Source organism: Siphonobacter sp. SORGH_AS_1065, from assembly GCF_030818595.1.
Taxonomy (GTDB): domain Bacteria; phylum Bacteroidota; class Bacteroidia; order Cytophagales; family Spirosomataceae; genus Siphonobacter.
The window spans coordinates 176,452-195,412 of sequence record NZ_JAUTAM010000008.1 but is presented as its reverse complement, the minus strand read 5'-3'; the positions used below and the strand labels follow the sequence as shown (position 1 = coordinate 195,412).

Here is an 18,961-nt window from a genome sequence, read left to right as displayed (position 1 = left end):
CCTGCCGTTATCGCAGAAACGAGATGGGATCTCGCTCCAGGGTAATTCCAACTGCTCGTCCGCGACGCTCAGTGTTACTGCCGTCTTCTAAGACTAGTGATGAGATAATACACCTTTGTAGTCATCAGTAATGGTTAACTGCTTGATCTGATTTTTTTTCCAGGCATCGGCCCCGGGCAAAATGGGCGAAACAGGAATATCCTCTCGGTTTTGTTTCTTTTCGGCAGTTGAAATGCCAAAACGTTGATCCCTCTGGGTTAGCAGGCTGTCTTCCAGTTGCCCTTCTTCTGTGAAGCCCATCATTACCATCGGATGTCCCATGGGCAATACCAGATCTTTGTCGGTGTGCCAAGTATGGAAAGTCTTTCCGTAAGTAGTCACGAGTTTCTCCATCAGCTCATGCTCGGCTGCCTGAGGAATGCCCGGTGCTATCAGACTTCCCGACTTAACTTCATAGCGATGACTATGCCAGAGCTTACGCTCTTCCTGAGGCAGAGATTTAAAAATCCGTTCAGAAACGATGTATTCAATACCCATAATTTTAGCATCGGCATCGTTACCATCATAAATAATGCACTGAATTAATTCATCATTTACCTGATGGCAGTAATGATGAGCTTCCATCTGGCCTTTCATATTACCATTGTAAAAATGAAAGCCATTTAGATACATATTCAATGCTTTCAACGGTTTTTTATCCTGTAATAAATCAGCTCCTATTTCCAGAGCTTTATCTTTTCCTGTTTTTTCTTTACCAGGAGATTCTACGTTAGAAGATGTATTTTTTCCGCCGCAGGAAAAAACCGTAGCAATAATAAATAAACCAGGCAGGATGAATTTCATAAGCTTATTATTTTTTCTAATCAAAGCTGTAAAAAAGCATTCCTTATTGGTCAAAATAAATCAGAAGTAGTACATTAATTAATTAGGTTTAACTAGAATATAATTACTTCTAACTAAGCTTACAAACGATGATAATAATTAGATAAATAACTTATTACCTACCATCATCATTAAAACCTATTCTTATCAATTCACATAATATAACCCATGTTTAATGGCAAATACAATCAAATCAACCGTCCGATTTACTTTAAACTTTTTCATAATATTCTTATAATGTTCCTGGGCAGTATGAACACTTATTTTTAAGTGATATGCCGTTTCCTTAATCGTGAATCCGTTGCATACCTGGTTCAACACTTGTCGCTCTCGCGGAGTCAGGTGAAATACTATTTTCTCATCTACCAGAATATGATCTACCAGGCTTTTTCGAATATTAGTGCTTAAGTATTGACTATTAAGCATTACACTATCGATAGCCCGTTTGATCTCCACGAGTGATTCATCTTTTGAAACGTAAGCATCGGCTCCCAACCGCAATGCATAACGAATCGTATTCGCATCATTGAGAGCCGAGACAATAATAAACTTACTAGAATCAAATTCTTTTCGGTACTCGACCATGAAGTCCAGACCGGCCTGTTCAGGCATTAACAAATCCAGGATAATCACATCTACTTCACCGCGTCCCGTATCCCCCAAAAAATCAGCTGTTTTCAGGTAATAAGTAATCAGGGCATCCGTATAATAGGTTGATAAAATTATCTTTAATGACTCTCCAATAACGGTGTGTTCATCGATAATTGCTATAGTCATAAAGGGAACGTATATCTAGGAGTGTTAGCAAGAATTAAGTAAAGGTACACATCGTAATTAATTTATTAATATTTATTTAACTTTATTCAGTAGTGCTTTGACTCTTTAGGTTAATGGGTCCTATTTCATCCCCCCAAATTTAGGGGGATGAAATAGGACCCATTACGTTATTTTTATATAATAATTTAAATCCCATCTTTGTTGCAATTCAATAACATTGTGGGGCTTTTAAATAAATAACTGGCGGTTATACTTATTACACGAACTTCATAATGTTATTGAATTATTTTTTAAAGTGAATAGGGTGTATTTCACGTCATCCATTCTACTCTTGACTTATTAAAAAGATATTATCCAACCACTCCGCTATGAACAGCATTACTTCAATTCTAGGGTATACTCCCAAGAAGATAGGGGTATTCAAAACCGCTTCCATGGCTGATCTGCCAAACGACATTCGACTGTTCAGATCACTTAAATCCAGTTTTCCTGAAGCAACATTGGTCTGGATTTCTTCGAAAGATTCCAAAGAACTGGTAAAGCGATTTTCAGGGGTAGTGAATGAATACATCAACTGCCCTAACTACGCGAACCATAACCATTCTCATTTGAATTTCAGCTGGTTTACAGAAGCCATGCAACAGCAGCAATGGGACGTGATCATTCAAATTGATTCGAACAAACCTTCTGTAGATAAGTGGCTTGAACTCTGGAATCCAAGACTTTTAGTGAGGTATTCCCTGGAAAGTGCTTGTCCATTTAAGCATACCTTAGTACTGTCGTTAAAACCCGCTCTTGCTAAAGAGTGTGTACAAACGCATCTATTGAATTCACTGGGCATTCCGGCCAGTCCCAATGGATTCCAATTTCCTTCGACTGAATCAGATAAACGGGCCTTTACCCAATTGTACCCTGAACTTTTCCAGCACCCATTCGTATGCATTCATATGGAAAATCCGGCGGTGCAAACCTGGCCTATGTGTTATTATACCATGATTGCCTACTTATTGGCTGATCATGGATATAGTCTCGTTTTTATTGCTAATGAGAAAAAGCAAACCAGTATTCTGGAAATTTGCCAACACATTGAGTCTCCAACGTTCAGCTTTTTACGGGAAAACTTATGCTGGAGCAACCTGGCCTATTTAATCAATCAATCCTCATTAGTCATCGGTGATGATACAGACATGGCTCAGCTCGCCGTTCATCTGGACGTACCCAGCGTCTGGCTGAGCACCCGCGGACATCAGCTTCAGTTTCATGAATCCCGTTCAAAATCAGTGCACATCCTCAAAGAATCTCAACCCATTAAGGAAGTGATTCATGAAATCAGTACACTGCTTCATCTTAACCAGGAGAATTTCTGGTAATCATTACATTTTTTCCAACAGTCTTTTACTCTTAAAACCTTCCAGGTTCAGTGTAGCTATAGGGAACAACTTTTTGACAAAAGTAACAGTGGCTATACTCATGGATTAAATCAATACTTTGAATTCATCGAGGCTATTGATTTTTCTTTTACACCATGCAACCATCATTCGAAAAACAGCTTTCGTATATTATTAGCCGTCAGCATGAAATTGTAGACGCCTGGCATGAAACATGCTTGCAAGATTCTCAGTTTAGTCACCTAGTTAATCATTTTAATTTACAGTTCATCATGGGAGAATTAGTGGCTCGTCTTACTCAGCTTCCATCGAAAGCACCTATTACTTCTTCTTTAGTAATGAAAAGTTTAATTCCGCCTGAAAAGAGGAGTATCAATACCTGCCAGTCTTTTATCCGTCAGTTACATCATCTACAGAAAGTCATTATGCGTGAACTAGAATCCTACGCTTCTTCGCAAAGCTCGGAAGAAACTAATCAACGCTGGGAATTTCGTCAAACGGTTATGACTTTGATTGAAGAATGGATTGAAGAAACCTTACAGGTTTGTGCGGAAACCATGACTCAAAATTCTTCTAATTTTTTTAATCAATCGACTTTAACGGATGAACAGATTGGCATTTTGCGGGCATTCATTCATGATACGCGGGGTAATTTGGGAGCCATTAGTGGAGCATCCGTTTTATTAGGTACCGCAGACATCAGCGAATCTCAACGACAGATTTTCAATGAAGTTTTACAACGGAATGTAAAGGAAATTCAACTTGTGTTAAATGAGCTCTTTGAGTTTTGTAATGTAGGAAAGAAACCTTTACATCTGTCTTCAACCAATGTGGCCCAGGTAATTAAAGAAGTAGTAGCAGAAGTCCAAGTTAATAAGCCAACGCTTGCTATTCACACCTACGGTCCCGATTCGTTACTGGCAGTAACTGACGTAGAAAAACTAAGTACCATTTTGCACAGAACTTTACAGTTCATTTTATTACAAATGCCTAAGGGGTCAGTGAGTATTTCTTACGCCTCCGCAATCGAAGAAAATAGCTGGACTTTAAATATTCAGTTTTCAGAATCTGTAATTTCCTTTGATAATAGAGAAAAAATACTAAGTAAGATGGGTGATACTTTTGAGTTCACTGCTAACCTTTCCTCTCGTCAAAAACTAAGCTTATACATGGTCAGAATTTTAAGTACATTATTGAATGCTAGGCTGGCTATCGAAGATAAAAAATGGATTTACATTAAGTTCCCATTGTCTATCATTGGTGGATCTTAAATTAAAACAGAAGGGATTAACTCAATAAAAACTAAATCCTTGAGTTAATCCCTTCTAGTCTATATTAAGCTTTACTATCAAAATAATCTTACCTTTAAAGTAATTCTACTTAGGGCAATAAAACGGCGTTTACTACGTGAATAATACCATTTTTCTGCATTTGATCCGGTAAGTTAATAATCGCCTGCGTTCCTTTTTTATCCGTGAAAATAAGTTGCTTATTTTTCTCTACTACCATTACTATTTCGTCGGAAATGGTTTTTAATCTGGCTACGCCATTTCCCTTTGCAATGGCCTGACGGAGTTGTTGCGTTGTAAATTTACCGGGAACAATGTGCAGAGACATTACCTTCCTCAGATCGACGGCCTGATTTTCCTCCAGTAATTTTGAAACGTGAGTAGATCCATAAAAAGCAGAATCGGAAGGAGCAAAGACCGTGTAAGGCCCCGGTCCCTGTAGCGTTTGTACCAATCCCACTCCCCGAATGGCCGACATGAACATATAGAACAAATGGGAATTATTGATGTTCTGAACAATGTCTTTCTTCCCATCCATGGGTACCCGTTTCCGTCCCCCTAACTGACCCGTGGTGTCGTACGTGGCCTTCATGGAACGAGGGCCAGGCTTGGCCATTTGATTGGCTCGCTGGTCATGCTGCTGCCCGTAGGCCAGGCCCGCACTAGTGACCAGGATAAATAAGAATATTGTTTTCATGGCTAATCATGGTTTACCAGCTTTTAAATAAGCTGAAGGTGAGGTCTGATCTGTAGGTTAACGATATCACTGCGTAACGGTTGACTCAGGACAAACCCTACCGCCTGGGCAATGTCATCGGCGTGTAACATCTCTAGTTCCTGCTGTTTCTGCTTTTGCTCTTCCTCGGAAGCGGGCTGCATGGGCGTAGCTACGGCTCCGGGTTCAATCAGACTTACTTTTATACCCAGGGGATTTACTTCTTTTCGAAGGCTTTCCGTAAAACCCTGAATGCCAGCTTTGGTAGCCACGTAAACCGAGCTGCCTTCTTCCCGCACATCTGCACTCATGGAACCTATGTAAACCAGATGTCCGGCCCCTGTTTCCTTCATCCGTTTGATCGCTTCTCTGCTGCAAGCCAGGTAACCCATGAGGTTGGTTTCGATCACATACCGCCAGTTTTCCTCCTCCATGATTCCGCTGGCCGCCAAGGCCGCATTGTTAATCAGCACATCAATCCCCCCTAGCTGGCTGTCCACTTTTTTAAAGACAAGTTCGATGGCCCGGGGCATACTGACGTCTGCTACGCAACCATGGGCCGAATGGCCGCTTTCTTGAATGGCCTGTAAGGTTTCCTTTAGTTCATTTTCATGACGTCCTACAATGAGTACGTTGGCACCCTGAGCGGCTAATAAGACAGCCGTCGCCCGGCCAATGCCCGTAGTTCCGCCGGTAATCAGGATGCGTTTTCCTTCCAGAGAAGTAGGTTCGATGGTGTTCATAATGCATTCGTTTTTAGCTCCAATACGTAAGGGTTACTTCTGTTCCACCGCGTAATTCATATTCCCGAAAGGTGTGGGCGTGATCTTCGTTACAAGGCGTAACTTCGTTCTTGTCTTCACCCACCAGGCATTGGGTATAAGGTAGAATTCCTTTAGGCGATAAAAGGCGAAGTTTGCAAGTACCCAGGTCGCTACCACCGATCACCAGCGTTACTTTTCCTTCTTTGGATGATTCACTCAGAAAATCGGCCCGGAAAACGGGATATTCCACAAAGATTTGAAAGGGAACTTTCGGGAAAGAGTGGTAAGCGTAGCTAGTTAAGACAAAAGCCATTGCTGCTCCATACACTTCCTGGCCTACCTGTCCTGATTGTTGCCAGCCACTCCGCAAATCTTCAATGGGAATACTCAGGTTCCGCATGGTAGTCCCTTCTTTCGGTTGCATGCAAATCAGAGCCGGAGGAGTCTGATCAGGGTAAAAAAACTGGCCCCGGTGCAGAAGATATTTGCCGTATTCGGCCAGTAAGTAATTCAACTCGCGGGGAGCTACCTGATGCACTTCCTTGACATAAGCGGTTAACGCCGCCAGCGATTCCGCTTCTTCGTAAGAAGAGATATATTCGGCGTCTCGCAGAGGCGACAGCCCCATAAATATGGAATAGTCTTTCCCATACCCGAAGTCACATTCCCATAACCACATCTTGGCCAGTATATTCGCTACACAGAGGTAACTCAGTTCGAGATAGGTTCGATTATTAGTGATCTTCCAGAGCCGGGCCAGGGCTACTCCGCTCATGATGGTATTATTAGACTGATACAGCAGACTGAACTCCAAGTTTAGTAGTCGCTGGGCCGATTTTTCTGCTTCTTCAAGGTAGATTTCTTCTTTCGTAAACTCATAAGCCTGAAGCATTACGTGTATGTATAGACCCGGCACATCATGCTCACCGCCGGCTCCCGGCTCGGTTTCGGCTTTCATCACCGAGAAATCCTTCATGTAATAGAAAACCGGCCATTCATAATTGAAATGGTGAGCGGCTTTTATCAGGTAAGATAACGATTCAAAAAAAATGGAATGAGCGGCTTCATGCCCAAAACTTGCTAATCGCCCCGTGTTTATTAATATATGCAACAGATACCAGGAATCAATGATTTCAGGTTTTTCCTCCTCACTTAGCTCTTCGTCGGGTTTCTTGAATTTTACGCCGGGAAGCCAGCGGGTAAGCACCTTTAGTTCTTTCTTAAAAAACGTAGGTATACTCCGCATCAAATCCTGAGATAGAGCGTAAGAGGTGGTTTGCTTCCATTGTTCGTACTCCAGTAAAGGAATCAGAATGGCCAATTGAACCATACTTTCCGGTGGCTTCTCATACGAATCTACGTACGCATTGAGGTATACCTGTTGATTGATAATCTGTTTACAAGCCTTCGAACGGTTTAAGCTTATCAGGGTTCGCTGAGCTCGACCCGGCCAGTCTACATAACTGGTTAGGGGTTTAGGTAACTGGTCATAAATAAGAGCTAAGGATTCAATAAACTCCAGCGGTTTTGCCAGTTGTGTAGCTTCCGAAGCCTGATTAATCACCAGAAATGCATCCGAAAGCAGATACGTCTGATCGGCTTTCAAAGGGGTTTGACTAGGAGGTAAGGCAAAGCCTAGTTCCGGCCATTCTCCTCCCACGCAGTTAGTAGGCTCGGTGTGCGATGACTCAAAATAGGGATTTAACGAGGTAAAATTCTGTATGTACAGGGCACTGCCGGCCCCCGGTAGATCAAAATAAAGTAACCCGACAGCCGGTCCTTTCTGAGCAATTTTCACATCGACCTCCGACTGCGGATAAAGGTCTCTGGGTAAGGCACTTAAAAATAATTTCTGACGCGTCTTTAGCTGATTCGTGTAGCGTACAAGTCCTTTTTCGGGATCAATGATGGCAAAGCTTACCTGAAAAAGCCCTAAACTTCCCTGGATCGTAAAGCAGATCCGCTCCGTTGTATATTCGGTGATCTGACAGGATTCAAAACCTTGCGGATCAAAACAGGCCCGAATGGCAAACTGCGGGCCTTCGGGATAAGCATAAATGATCCAGAGTGAATTAGTATCGACCAGATAGGTCCATTTTCCCTTACTATAAGGGAAAGCCAGCACTTGCTGATTTTCACTTTCGAATACGGCTTGTATACCGGCGGCCCACTGGGAGACGCCGGAGGTAGTAGAGACGGTGGTACTTGTCATACGTTTATTAGGTTTAGCAGAAATCTTCTTGTTTATTTCAAAACGACGATGAAATAAACGGCTACTAATCAAAGACTTCTAAGCGTACTTTTGAATTTCTGCCCACAGATCCGGGGCATCGGCTTCGCTAAAGGGCAGGTATTGAACTTCCGTGAAATACGGTGTTCCCTGCCCCGAAGCGAAAACCGCATAATAGGCATTCTGGGTGTCTCGCATTACGCCAGCCCAGGTATCTTCGGCCAGTGGTAAGGAAGGTTTTTGAAAGTCTTCGGCTGTGGCTAGTAATTCCAGAACCTTTTCAGCGAAATCATCGATTGAACCTACCATCTTTTTATCATCAAAAAAGGTAGATCCTGAGCGTTGGATACGTTTCATACTAAAGAGCAGATAGGATTAAAGGCTGGACAGGAGATCAATCATGAATCAAAAGCTTAAGGAGTAAAAACGGCCCGCATGCAGTGATCGCGTTTTTCGTAAAACAGGTCATAGGCTTTCTGGCCTTCTTCCAGTCCTACCTGATGCGTAATAAGGTACGATGGATCTACTTTGCCGTCACGTACGTATTCCAGCAAGCGGGGAATGTATTTCTGAGCGTGCATTTGTCCCATCTTGAAAGTCAGTGCTTTATTCATGGCCGCTCCCATGGGAATTTTATCAACGAAACCACTATAAACACCAACGATGGACACCGTTCCGCCTTTGCGGCAAGCCATGATGGCTTCCCTTAAAACAATAGGCCGATCATTCTCCAGCCGCACCCATTGCTTCACGCGGTCGTAGTAATAGCCGGGTCCTTCGCCAAAGGCTTCCATTCCTACCGCATCTATACATACGTCAGGGCCTCGACCGCCCGTTAACTCTTTCAGGGCTTCCTGAATATTCACTTCCCGGTAATTGAGCAAATGCGTAGCTCCGGCGTGAGCCTGGGCAATGCGAAGTCGTTCGGGGTGACCGTCAATAGCAATGATGCGTTCGGCCCCTAATATACGTGCACTCTGTATGGCCATTTGACCTACGCCGCCGCATCCCCATACTGCCACCACCATGCCTGGTTTTATACCGGCCATATCAGCGGCCATGAAGCCCGTAGGAAAGGCATCGGAACAAAAAACAACGGATTCGTCTGAAAGTCCTTCCGGCACTAAAAAGGCTCCCTGATCGGCAAAAGGCACACGGATGTACTCGGCATGGCTACCAGCATACCCGCCGAAAGCATGAGAATACCCAAAAATGGCCGCTACCGAATCTCCATACATTTTCTCTAACAGATGAGCATTCGGATTGGTATTGTCGCATAAAGAGTAGGTCTGTTCCTGACAGTGCTGACATTCACCACAGGCAATCACCGAACCGACGACAACCCGATCACCTTTCTTTAGCTTTTGTTACTTCAGGACCTACTTCCACAATCTCCCCCATAAATTCGTGGCCTAATACATCCCCCGCCATTACCGTTGGGACATAGCCATTAATGAGGTGCAAGTCCGACCCGCACACGGAAGACATGTGGACGCGAACAATGGCATCGTGGGGATTAATAAGTTGAGGATCAGGAATCGTTTCGACTCTTAAGTCCCGAACACCGTTATAACAGAGGGCTTTCATAGGCAGTTTGATAGGTAGATGGTGAACCCGTCACGGACTTTCCGGACGGATGAGCTTCGCTAACAGGCAATTCTCCCGTTTCAAAGAATTGTTTAAACCGACGAATATCTTCCTTGACCATTTGCTCAAAAGCAGGGTTAAGCCAACCCGCCAGAGCGTGCCCTACGTAACCCACGGGTGGTTGGTAGGTAATGTGTACGTGTACTTCCGTGCCCCGATTGCCGGGTGCATCGGCAAAGTATACCTCACCCACGTGATCTACACTGGCCTCTGCAACCGATTGCCAGCGAAGCCATTCTCCCTCCGTTTCGCCGGTAATGTCGGCATCCCATTCAATGAACCCTACCCCGCCCGGCAAAGGTGCCTCCCAGTGCGAACGACGCGAGTCCAGGACCGTAACCCGACTCAGATGCTGCATAAAACTGGGTAGGTTTTCTAACTGCCGCCAGTAGGCATACACGTCCGCTCGGGGCCGATTAATGGTCAAACTTCGCTTAATGGTCAATGGCTTTGGATTGCTTTCAGCGGTATTTCGTCCCACGACTTTATTCACGGGACAAAACCCGGATAAGCCCCGAAAAAGCAGGTAAGCCCCTGCTCCCAATACAGCCCAGCGATTCAGAGGTTTGCGAAAGGCATACGTGGTAAGAAGAGCTCCACCGAAAGCGGAAACCATTCGTTCCGTAGAGCCGATGTTTACTTTACCAGATCCTCTAATGATAGGTTCCAGACGCTCTTTTTCAAAAGAATAATCATGAATTGAATTCATAATAGATTCAAATAAAGGGTTCACTTAAAAACATAACAGAGCGTTATATTTTTTAAATTACTGCAAGCCTAATTGAAAAATAAAGAGTACTGAATAATATTTATGTAGCAATAAATTTTTCAAAATAGTTATGCCATTAATAAATAAAACAAACTTTAAAATCTGTGTTATAGGATGGAATAACCACCAGCCACAATTAACCGTTAAATATCTGATAATAAGTAATCTATTTATTAAAATACTCTATACCCAAGAATTTATACAAGAATTATCATCAAAAAACCTATCCATACAATAACCCTTAAAATTAGGGAGTTCAGCAGTAAAAGTATTTACTCAATAAATGATATAACCAGATAAAAACCAGAATACAATATAGAAATAATTACTCTATATATTTGGGGATATTGGTCTTCATAATTTCCTAAATATAGACACGACATTACCAACCAGCGAATGGAATATAGTTTTAATAAAATATGCTGTTCGTATTTTTTATACATACTTATTATAACACTACTTGTTATGTTTTATCACGACAAAAAACTCCAGTATACGGTTCGGGTGGATCGTCCTAATCCAGCTTTTGCTCGTTTGTTACAACAGGCTATTGGCGGCATTGAAGGAGAAATCCGGGTATGTCTGCAATACCTCTTTCAATCCTGGGGCAGCCGGGGTCCGCAAAAGTATAAGGACATGCTTCTGGAAACGGGTACGGAAGAAATGGCCCACATTGAAATGCTGGCAACGGCAGTGGCTCTGAATCTGGAAGGTGCAACGAATGACCTAAAAGATCAGATGGTAGGAGAAAGCCCCATTTTATCGGGTATCATGGGGGGAATGGACCCTCGCCATTACCTGTCTGCGGGGCTGGCGGCGATGGCGGTTGATAGCAACGGGGTTCCTTTTAATGGCTCCTGGGTAGTGGGTAGTGGTAACCTGGCGGCAGACATGTACGCCAACGTAATGGCGGAGTCGACAGGCCGGGTGTTAGCAACCCGACTTTATGAAGCAACGGATGATGCCGGGATGAAAGATATGCTGTCCTTCCTCATTGCCCGTGATACCATGCACCAAAACCAGTGGCTGGCCGTTCTGGAAGATCTCGGCGGCGTGCAGAATGCCTTACCTATTCCCAATTCGTTCCCGATGACCAGTCAGCCAAACGAGTTTGCATATACGTTCATCTCAACGGATATTAATCGTCCTGAGGCTCCCGCTGCCCGTTGGGCATCGGGTCCTTCGATTGATGGAAAGGGCGAGTTTACCTATCAACATGCTCAGCCTATGGGGCAGGAACCCCAATTGGCTCCGCCCGTACCCGAAGGTTACGCTCAACAGGAGCAGATGGCAGCTGGCCCTGACGGCTTCATTGAAAAAGTAAAAGAAACCTTATTCTAGTTTAACTACCAACGGCGATAGAAGCCGTGCTTGAATAGCAGTAACTTAGCTATTCAAGCACGGCTTCTATCTTTTCCGAGACAAATTGATTAGTTATCTTTTAAAAGATTCATCAACGTACTGATAACCGTATTGAGATTAACGGCAGCCTGCTCTGATAGGACCACATGCTTTTCCGATTGCTCCGGTTTCCAATCATTCGTAATAACCACGCTGGGCACCTGTAAGGCCTTCGCCATTTGAGTGACTGCACAATTATTACTGACCAGTAGGGAAGACTGCTTGATGATCCAGCCCAGACTACCTAAGTCCGTTTGATCGATGATGACTGGAGCGGGTTCCTCTCCATCTTTCACCAGACGCTTGACTTCTTCCAGGGTTCGCTGTCGGCCATGTAAACCCGTTAGAACCGTCGGGTAACCCTCAGAGGCCAGCTTACGGGTAAGCCAGGCGTAATGGGAGGCTGGCCATTGATGCGACGTGTCTCCATCCGGGTGAATGCAGATAAAGGATTTCTGTTGCCATTCCGGCCAGGCTTGCCGAGCCTTCCCTTCATCTTCAGCAAAAAGCGGAAATTCAACCGCATCGTTTTCTACCGGAATACCCAGTGACGCGACGAGTTGTAGCGGAGAACTATTACTGGACGCAGTCAGAGCAAAAGGTATAAAGAACCGATCATCGGCCTCATACATTTCGGCTATTGAGGCCTCAAAATAGCCCGCCGTAAGTTTTGCTCCCGCTAACATAAGCATGTGGTTAACGGTACTTCCATGCTCTTGCAGCGAAAGAAGGACGTCCCATTTCCGCTGCTGCATAGCACAGAAAAAATGAACCACTTCACTTGCCTTTACCTTCCGACCAGATAAACCCGGATGGCCGGGGAAAGGGATAAACTCATCCACATAGGCCGCATATCGCTGACCTACTTCCTGGTATTCAGGAAAACTGATGAGACAAATCTGAGCTTGCGGAAAAGCCCTGCGGATCGCCCGAAAGGCGGGCACTGCCTGTAACAAATCTTTTAGTTCTTTAGCCAGAAACAAAGCTATTTTTTCAGGCGTATCATTTAATGTTTGAGTCAACTGGTCCATTACAAATACGATCAAACTTGTCCACGCAAGTCGTTAACTGGGTAAAGGAAACCCTGAGAGTGACTTCTCAGGGCAGTGTATTAAATCGTCAGGGCTACAAATACGGCGTGAGTCTTTTGTTTATCCTGTGCCGTTTCAAACGCTTCATTAATGGCATCCAGCGAGAAGCGATGAGTAATGAGCTTTTCAGCATTGAGTTTCCCCTTCGCCAGCAAATCAAGACACATTTGCATCTCCGGGTAAATCCCCCAATAAGCGTAACTGGCACTCGGTATTAACTTGATTTCTGACATCTGGATGCGTTGCCATTCGAGTTCAAGCGGCGTAGTGCCCGGATCAAAGCCCCCGACCATCAGTACTTTCCCCCCAATGCGGGTAAAGGTGGTAGCCTGAGCAATAGTCGTAGCAATGGAAGGTCCGCCGGCACACTCAAAAGCGATATCTACGCCACGATTATGGGTAAACTCCATTACTTTTTGATAGGCGTCTTCTTTCTGACTGTTTATGACCAAATCCGCTCCCAGTTCCCGGGCCAAGTCCAATGAAGATTCAACAATATCCGTGACGATGACATCGGCTCCGCAGGCTTTGGCAAGTTGTAATTGCCCTAAGCCAATCGGCCCGGCTCCGATAACGGCCACTGTATCATTGATTTTGATTCCACTGAGCTGAATGGCGTGCATGCAAACCGAGAAAGTATCCAGCAAGGTGGCTTCTTCAAAACTAACGTGGTCAGGCAGTTTGTAGAATTTCTTCGCCGGGCCTACCACGTAAGCAGCAAACGCCCGGGATACCGTCTCCATCCGCACCTCGTACAAATGAGGGCAGAGGTTATACTGCTGAATTTTGCACCAGTCGCAGGTATCATCGCCCAGCACCGTTTCTATAACCACCCGGTCGCCGGGCTTCACGTTTGTCACCTCGCTCCCTACTTCAATCACCTCGCCCGCCAATTCATGACCCATAATTTTATGCACTAGCTCCGGTTCTTCTTTCTTCCAGTGCCGCAGGTCTGTGCCGCAAATGCCAGCCACCCGCACGCGGGCCAGCACCCAGTCGGGCTTGGGAATTTTAGGTCTATCTACATCCGTTACTTCGAAATCTCCCTTTGCTGTTTTAAGAGCAGCTTTCATTTGATGGTTCATAAACGATCATTAGAACTGTGTAAGTAACTACTTCACCCGTCATCACCAGTGAATCAAAATCGGACTTATTGGTCCATTAGCAAGTGCTAGAGAATGCAGACCAGTTCTATACATCTGGCCCACGCCTTTAGTACTGAATTTAGATTTGCTTTCCAATCAGAATAATATAGTGCAGGTGAACTTGGTGGGTAGTACCGAATGAATCTCCGTAGCTACGGGCATAATAAGCACAGCATTAACGAAAATAAATATGCCATTTGAAGGATCTAATAAACTGCTAGGACGGCATAAAACCTACTATCAAATAAACATAAAGCACTAACTATCAGAACATTACAAATAATTAATTCTTCTTTTTTTAATACATTACCAGATTTTGAGGATCGGAATACCCCTTGATTTAGGGGAGCCATTTCTTTGCGTATACCCTGATGAATCCGTCAGCAATTTTGCCAGGATTTAGGCAACGAATTTAAAAGTGAGGAAATAGGTAGCCAATGGGAAGTAGAGATTTGCTTATTCTGTGTTTTATCTAATGTCCGTTCAAAGTCAAAGGTTGAACGCAGGTAAAGTATAACTTACTCTCATCTATATACGTTACTAGCTGTTTTTACTACTCATGCAAAAGAGCAGTGCTGGTGAACACTGCTCTTTGACGTATGGAATCAATCCTATCGTTTACTTAAGGAAGGTTTAGCTTTTCCAAATCTTTTCGGGCGGGGCCTGTTAATACTTCCCCTTGCGGTGAAAACCGGGCTCCGTGGCAGGGGCAGTCCCAGCTTTTCTCGGACTCATTCCAGTTTACAAAGCAATGGGCGTGTGGGCAAACGGGACTCAGGGTATGAATCTCTCCGGTAGGGCTTTTGTAAACGGCTACCTTTTTACCGCTGATTTTGGCAATCATTCCCGTGTCGAAGGGCACTTCTTTCAGGGAATCCAACTCTTCCGTAGACAATCGATCCGCAATGAAATGATAGGCTACGTCAACGTTTTCTTTGACTGCTTCAGGCGTTATCGCTAACGGTTTTACTCGACGGGGATCAAATAAATCGGCGTAAGCATTGTCTTTCCCAGCGATTAAATCACTCAGGATCTTACCTGCAATGGTACCTAGAATCATGCCATTCCCATTGTAACCCGTTGCTGTATAAATGCCCGCTGGACTTCCCGGCATTTTCCCAATGTAAGGTAAGCCGTCTGAGGGAACGAAGTATTGCGAAGACCATTGATAGGCAACTTCTTTGACTTTAAAGTGCTGACGGGTGTAATGTTCTAACGCTTCAAAAGCCGCCTGAGGGTCGTCATGGCCTGTTTTATGATCATTGCCGCCAATTAATAAATACCGTTGCCCCTCAATCACGTGCGACCGAAAATAATGATAGGGCTCCTGCATGTCGTAGATTAAAGCATCGGGATACTTTTCATCTTCTAAAGTTACGGCCAACACATAACTTCGGTAAGGGGCATTCAGAAAATGTAAGGCATTGATGCCCCCGGGAGGAATGTGCGTAGCATAAATAACGGCTTTGGCCTGAATCATCTGATCCCCACTTCGAGCCTTATGAAGATCATTTTCCTGTTCAATTTCCTCAATTCTGGTGTGTTCCAGCACCATGCCCCCCAAAGCTTCAAACACTTTTCGCAGGCCACCTATGTATTTTAATGGATGAAACTGAGCTTGGTGCGGAAAGTGAATTACCTTCAACGCAGGTATGTTCAAAGGAGACTGCGAAACGGTATGGGCCTCTACTCCCGCCCGCAAGGCACTTTCATACAGGCTATCGAGTTCTTTCCGCTGAGATTCATCTTCGGCATAGACATAAGCATCTTTAGATTCCAGATCACAATCCATGCGATAGGTTGCTGCATTCGTTTTGATCGTAGTAACGGCTTCCTGGATGGCTTTCGCAAATAACTGGGCGGATTCCTTACCAAAATCCTGCTCCACTTCCGCATAGGTAGTATCGGCAAACGTATTAATGTGGGCACTCGTTCCGCCCGTGGTTCCATAACCGATGGTATGCGATTCGGCTATTACTACTGCTTTTCCCAGCTCCTGCAATTGCACCGCCGCCGTTAATCCGGTAATGCCACCCCCCACAATCAGTACGTCAAAAACTTCATTCTGGCTGGAGTACTCCTTTGGGGGAGCCGGTTGAAAACCTGGCTGCCAAATACTTACATTAGCACCATCCCGCGAACTTGCTCGTTCGTGGAGTGGCTTTGGTGTGTTCAGCTCGTTCATATTCTTGTTTACTAAAGGGTTGGATAATAGGCACTCACGAATCATTCATCGATCAATACTTCTGACATCAAGCCTAATTCTTTTTACTTAGGCGTATAGGTTAGCTGCACCACCAACGCCTGACTTCCGTCCTTATTAGAACGCCGCCATCCTACCGCAAGCGGAAGGTGCTGCGTCAGGTAAACTTCTGCTCCTAATACGAGTTGTCCGTAATCGTGGGCATTACTGGCCCAGTCACCGAGCAGGTGAAATTTCTGATAAAAAATCCCCGCATCAAATCCTGCATGAAAGCCTACGTTCGGTCCTTCACCCAGAAAACGGGCATTCCCCGTATACGTCCCAGCAACCACCTGATAATGATCTTCGTGAAAATGTCCTTCTACGTTAGCATAGAAAAAACCTACCCAGGAAGCAGGCCGGGTTCCGTTCAGATTCGCTCCGGTCTGCAAGCCCACTCCTGCCTGCCAGTGCTCATTAATCTCCACAATTTTCTGAGCATTTACCAAGAGCAGGGGAGCGTAGGGAATTTGCGTGGTGGTGTCATTACGGATCCAGTGATGATCCTGACGCATCACATTATAGAGGTTGAACCCGACTTCCCAGTGCTTTCCTAACCCGTAGTTAACAGTAGTCATGGAGCGAAATTGCTCCCGATTCAGATCAATCTGCTGTTGAGCCAGGATTTTATGTTGCGGGGTAATGTCCGAGGATGGTACGTTAAAAATGGTCTGCTGGGCATGCAGACTCATGCTGCTCAGCGTGAGCATCAGCCCGATGAATAACTTTTTCATGATTCATTTAATTACCCGTTTCCGAATGCGGTGCATCCACGGGTTTGGATTCCGGAGAACCCTTTTGTCGCAGGAAAATAGAAAGAACAACGATAGATAGTACCGACAAAAATTCGCTCTGCCAGTTTTGAAACGATTGGAACCAGAATTCGCTCGTCCCCATAAATTCCCCCAAACTCAACACTTCGGACGATCCTTTCATGCTTTCTTCTGCATTATGCTGCCTGACTCCGCCTAATGCATGCAGGAAAAATGACAAACCGAAAAGAATAAAAAAAGCCAGACTCAGCGAATGCTGATATAACTTGAGTGCCCATCCCCCCCGACGAACGGCCCAGGGAGCATTTTTGCGATTGGGGTCAGGCTCTCGATCTACCTCTTCAGAAGCGTCAGGGTCTTTGGATTCGGAGGAGCCTCTTTGGTATAAAGTGACGGTCAATACCACGTAAAGGCCCATTTGTAGAAATTCGCTTTCCCAGTTTTCAAAAACAGATTCTACACAATGCCCGGTAAAAAGGTATTCACCGAAAGACAGAGCCGCTAAGTGGTACTCTTCCCGCTCCTGATTATAGTCATTCCAGCCCGTTAATAAATGAGCGGTCAATGTCAATAAGGTAATCACAATTAGCACAATAGACAGGCCATTGTACTTTCCTATTTTCTTTAAGTTCATCCTAAAATAGTGTATTAGATTTCAGTAGGTTGTCGAAGGAGTCACGAGCGTATTCCTCAACTTTACCATAAAAAATAATACCAGTATCAGGAAATCGCAGAATGATAACGACAATACCTATACGTTATGCGATACATAGGTGAAAGCTATATTCATGAGGCGATTCATTGCTACCAGCTTTTTGGCTAGTAATCACTAACGGCAAAATCCGCTACCACTGCCAGCTTTTTTCGCTGGCAGCACTAACCCAGGCTATGCAATACAATCATGAAGCAAGTGGCTGCTATCAGCAGAAAAAGCTGGTCGGGCCACGTTGGTTGCAACATAACTTACTTATTAATTCAACAAAAACCGGATGGTTTTTTCTACCACTGTCAGTGTAGTCCGGCCAGCTTTTTGGCTGATAATCACTAACGGCAAAATCCGCTACCGCTGCCAGCTTTTTCGCTGGCAGCACTAACCTAGGCTATGCAATACAATCATGAAGCAAGTGGCTGCTACCAGCAGAAAAAGCTGGCTTTGCCTCATGAAAAAGGCTTGTCCAGTATTAACTTAACAAGCCTTTAGTATACACAAGCGGTTATCTAATCAGTTACGGGGTACGTAGGCAGGAACTTTGTCAGCTAATCTGTAGTATCCCCCTATCAAACTAACTGACAAAGCAGGTTCAAACCCGACAAAGTAAAAACCTGTCCCACCCGCATGGACGTATAACGCTCATGCCCGTAACAAATACATTGTAAATGTAGACTATACGTTAATGGCAGTCAATCCTATAATTAAGGTAGATTGAGATACCTAAAGTTGAGGGGATGAGCTGAGTTTTTACTCAATAATCTCAGCGTCATTCAGAATGAACGGATTTGGTTATGGAAAATTTCCGAATCCTTAATCCGTCCCAGCCTATAGAAGGTCTTTCTCTTCATTCGGGAGGACAGAGCAGAGAAGTAGCGGTCATCCAGAGCGAAGCGAAGGACCTTATGACCTTTGCGGGCTTACTTGGTTTTAGGAAGGTTTTGTGGTTTGTCAATGGCTTGAGATTCAATGGATTGAGATTTCTGATTTTTATCCGTTTTCTTCCTCGGATTTCATCCGGGGCTATTCGTATTCAACCCCTCCGGGGTTATTTGTTTTAAAACTATTTTGGTAACAACTCCAACAGGATAACCTCAGGCTGAATAGCCCCAAATGAAACCCAGGAGCACCGTTGGTAT

The 18,961-nt window shown here is 44.5% G+C and carries 18 protein-coding genes; 4 read left to right on the top strand and 14 right to left on the bottom strand.

Translation table 11 applies throughout. From position 1 onward, the window contains the following. Nucleotides 1–93 precede the first annotated feature (93 nt). Together QE390_RS23355 and QE390_RS23350 are read right to left on the bottom strand one after the other, a co-directional pair. Complete coding sequence (locus QE390_RS23355; protein WP_307144141.1) at nt 94–843, bottom strand: OBAP family protein; 750 nt, start codon at nt 841–843, stop codon at nt 94–96. Nucleotides 844–1,029: 186 nt separating this feature from the next. Further along, nucleotides 1,030–1,659: a response regulator transcription factor gene (locus tag QE390_RS23350; protein ID WP_307144140.1), complete on the bottom strand. Its 630-nt coding sequence runs from the start codon at nt 1,657–1,659 to the stop codon at nt 1,030–1,032. 368 nt (nt 1,660–2,027) lie between these two features. On the opposite strand from QE390_RS23350, the gene QE390_RS23345 reads away from it, so the two are divergent. Both QE390_RS23345 and QE390_RS23340 read left to right on the top strand, forming a co-directional pair. Beyond that, nucleotides 2,028–3,029: a glycosyltransferase family 9 protein gene (locus QE390_RS23345; protein WP_307144139.1), complete on the top strand. Its 1,002-nt coding sequence runs from the start codon at nt 2,028–2,030 to the stop codon at nt 3,027–3,029. Between the two features lie 155 nt (nt 3,030–3,184). After that, nucleotides 3,185–4,318, top strand: coding sequence for a hypothetical protein (locus QE390_RS23340; RefSeq protein WP_307144138.1), 1,134 nt, complete (start codon nt 3,185–3,187; stop codon nt 4,316–4,318). Nucleotides 4,319–4,427: 109 nt separating this feature from the next. Here QE390_RS23340 and QE390_RS23335 read toward each other — a convergent pair whose 3' ends face one another. The 7 genes from QE390_RS23335 to QE390_RS23305 form a co-directional block, all read right to left on the bottom strand. Continuing rightward, nucleotides 4,428–5,033 (bottom strand): fasciclin domain-containing protein, encoded by a 606-nt coding sequence (locus QE390_RS23335; RefSeq protein WP_307144137.1) that lies wholly within the window; start codon nt 5,031–5,033, stop codon nt 4,428–4,430. A gap of 23 nt (nt 5,034–5,056) precedes the next feature. Next, nucleotides 5,057–5,794 (bottom strand): SDR family oxidoreductase, encoded by a 738-nt coding sequence (locus QE390_RS23330; protein WP_307144136.1) that lies wholly within the window; start codon nt 5,792–5,794, stop codon nt 5,057–5,059. 13 nt (nt 5,795–5,807) lie between these two features. Next, on the bottom strand, nt 5,808–8,027 hold the full coding sequence (locus tag QE390_RS23325) for a hypothetical protein (protein WP_307144135.1): 2,220 nt from the start codon (nt 8,025–8,027) through the stop codon (nt 5,808–5,810). 78 nt (nt 8,028–8,105) lie between these two features. Then, nucleotides 8,106–8,402: a hypothetical protein gene (locus tag QE390_RS23320; protein ID WP_307144134.1), complete on the bottom strand. Its 297-nt coding sequence runs from the start codon at nt 8,400–8,402 to the stop codon at nt 8,106–8,108. A 56-nt stretch (nt 8,403–8,458) separates the two neighbouring features. Beyond that, nucleotides 8,459–9,373, bottom strand: coding sequence for a zinc-binding dehydrogenase (locus tag QE390_RS23315; protein ID WP_307144133.1), 915 nt, complete (start codon nt 9,371–9,373; stop codon nt 8,459–8,461). Between the two features lie 19 nt (nt 9,374–9,392). Beyond that, nucleotides 9,393–9,632, bottom strand: a complete 240-nt coding sequence (locus QE390_RS23310; RefSeq protein WP_307144132.1) for an alcohol dehydrogenase catalytic domain-containing protein — start codon at nt 9,630–9,632, stop codon at nt 9,393–9,395. Beyond that, nucleotides 9,613–10,401, bottom strand: a complete 789-nt coding sequence (locus QE390_RS23305; RefSeq protein ID WP_307144131.1) for an SRPBCC family protein — start codon at nt 10,399–10,401, stop codon at nt 9,613–9,615. Before QE390_RS23305 ends, QE390_RS23310 begins: the two co-directional genes overlap by 20 nt. 525 nt (nt 10,402–10,926) lie before the next feature. Here QE390_RS23305 and QE390_RS23300 point away from each other — a divergent pair. Further along, on the top strand, nt 10,927–11,802 hold the full coding sequence (locus QE390_RS23300) for a manganese catalase family protein (RefSeq protein WP_106638181.1): 876 nt from the start codon (nt 10,927–10,929) through the stop codon (nt 11,800–11,802). Nucleotides 11,803–11,891: 89 nt separating this feature from the next. Here QE390_RS23300 and QE390_RS23295 read toward each other — a convergent pair whose 3' ends face one another. The 5 genes from QE390_RS23295 to QE390_RS23275 form a co-directional block, all read right to left on the bottom strand. After that, nucleotides 11,892–12,884, bottom strand: coding sequence for a glycosyltransferase family 9 protein (locus QE390_RS23295; RefSeq protein ID WP_307144130.1), 993 nt, complete (start codon nt 12,882–12,884; stop codon nt 11,892–11,894). An 89-nt stretch (nt 12,885–12,973) separates the two neighbouring features. Then, entirely contained in the window at nt 12,974–14,026 is a 1,053-nt protein-coding gene (locus QE390_RS23290) for a zinc-binding dehydrogenase (protein ID WP_307144129.1), read from the bottom strand. 694 nt (nt 14,027–14,720) lie between these two features. After that, complete coding sequence (locus tag QE390_RS23285) at nt 14,721–16,283, bottom strand: FAD-dependent oxidoreductase (RefSeq protein WP_307144128.1); 1,563 nt, start codon at nt 16,281–16,283, stop codon at nt 14,721–14,723. Nucleotides 16,284–16,366: 83 nt separating this feature from the next. Then, nucleotides 16,367–17,074, bottom strand: coding sequence for a hypothetical protein (locus QE390_RS23280; protein WP_307144127.1), 708 nt, complete (start codon nt 17,072–17,074; stop codon nt 16,367–16,369). A 7-nt stretch (nt 17,075–17,081) separates the two neighbouring features. Beyond that, on the bottom strand, nt 17,082–17,747 hold the full coding sequence (locus tag QE390_RS23275) for a DUF6766 family protein (RefSeq protein WP_307144126.1): 666 nt from the start codon (nt 17,745–17,747) through the stop codon (nt 17,082–17,084). An 869-nt stretch (nt 17,748–18,616) separates the two neighbouring features. Between QE390_RS23275 and QE390_RS23270 the strand changes: the two genes are divergently transcribed. Further along, entirely contained in the window at nt 18,617–18,883 is a 267-nt protein-coding gene (locus tag QE390_RS23270) for a hypothetical protein (protein WP_106638175.1), read from the top strand. Nucleotides 18,884–18,961 lie beyond the last annotated feature (78 nt).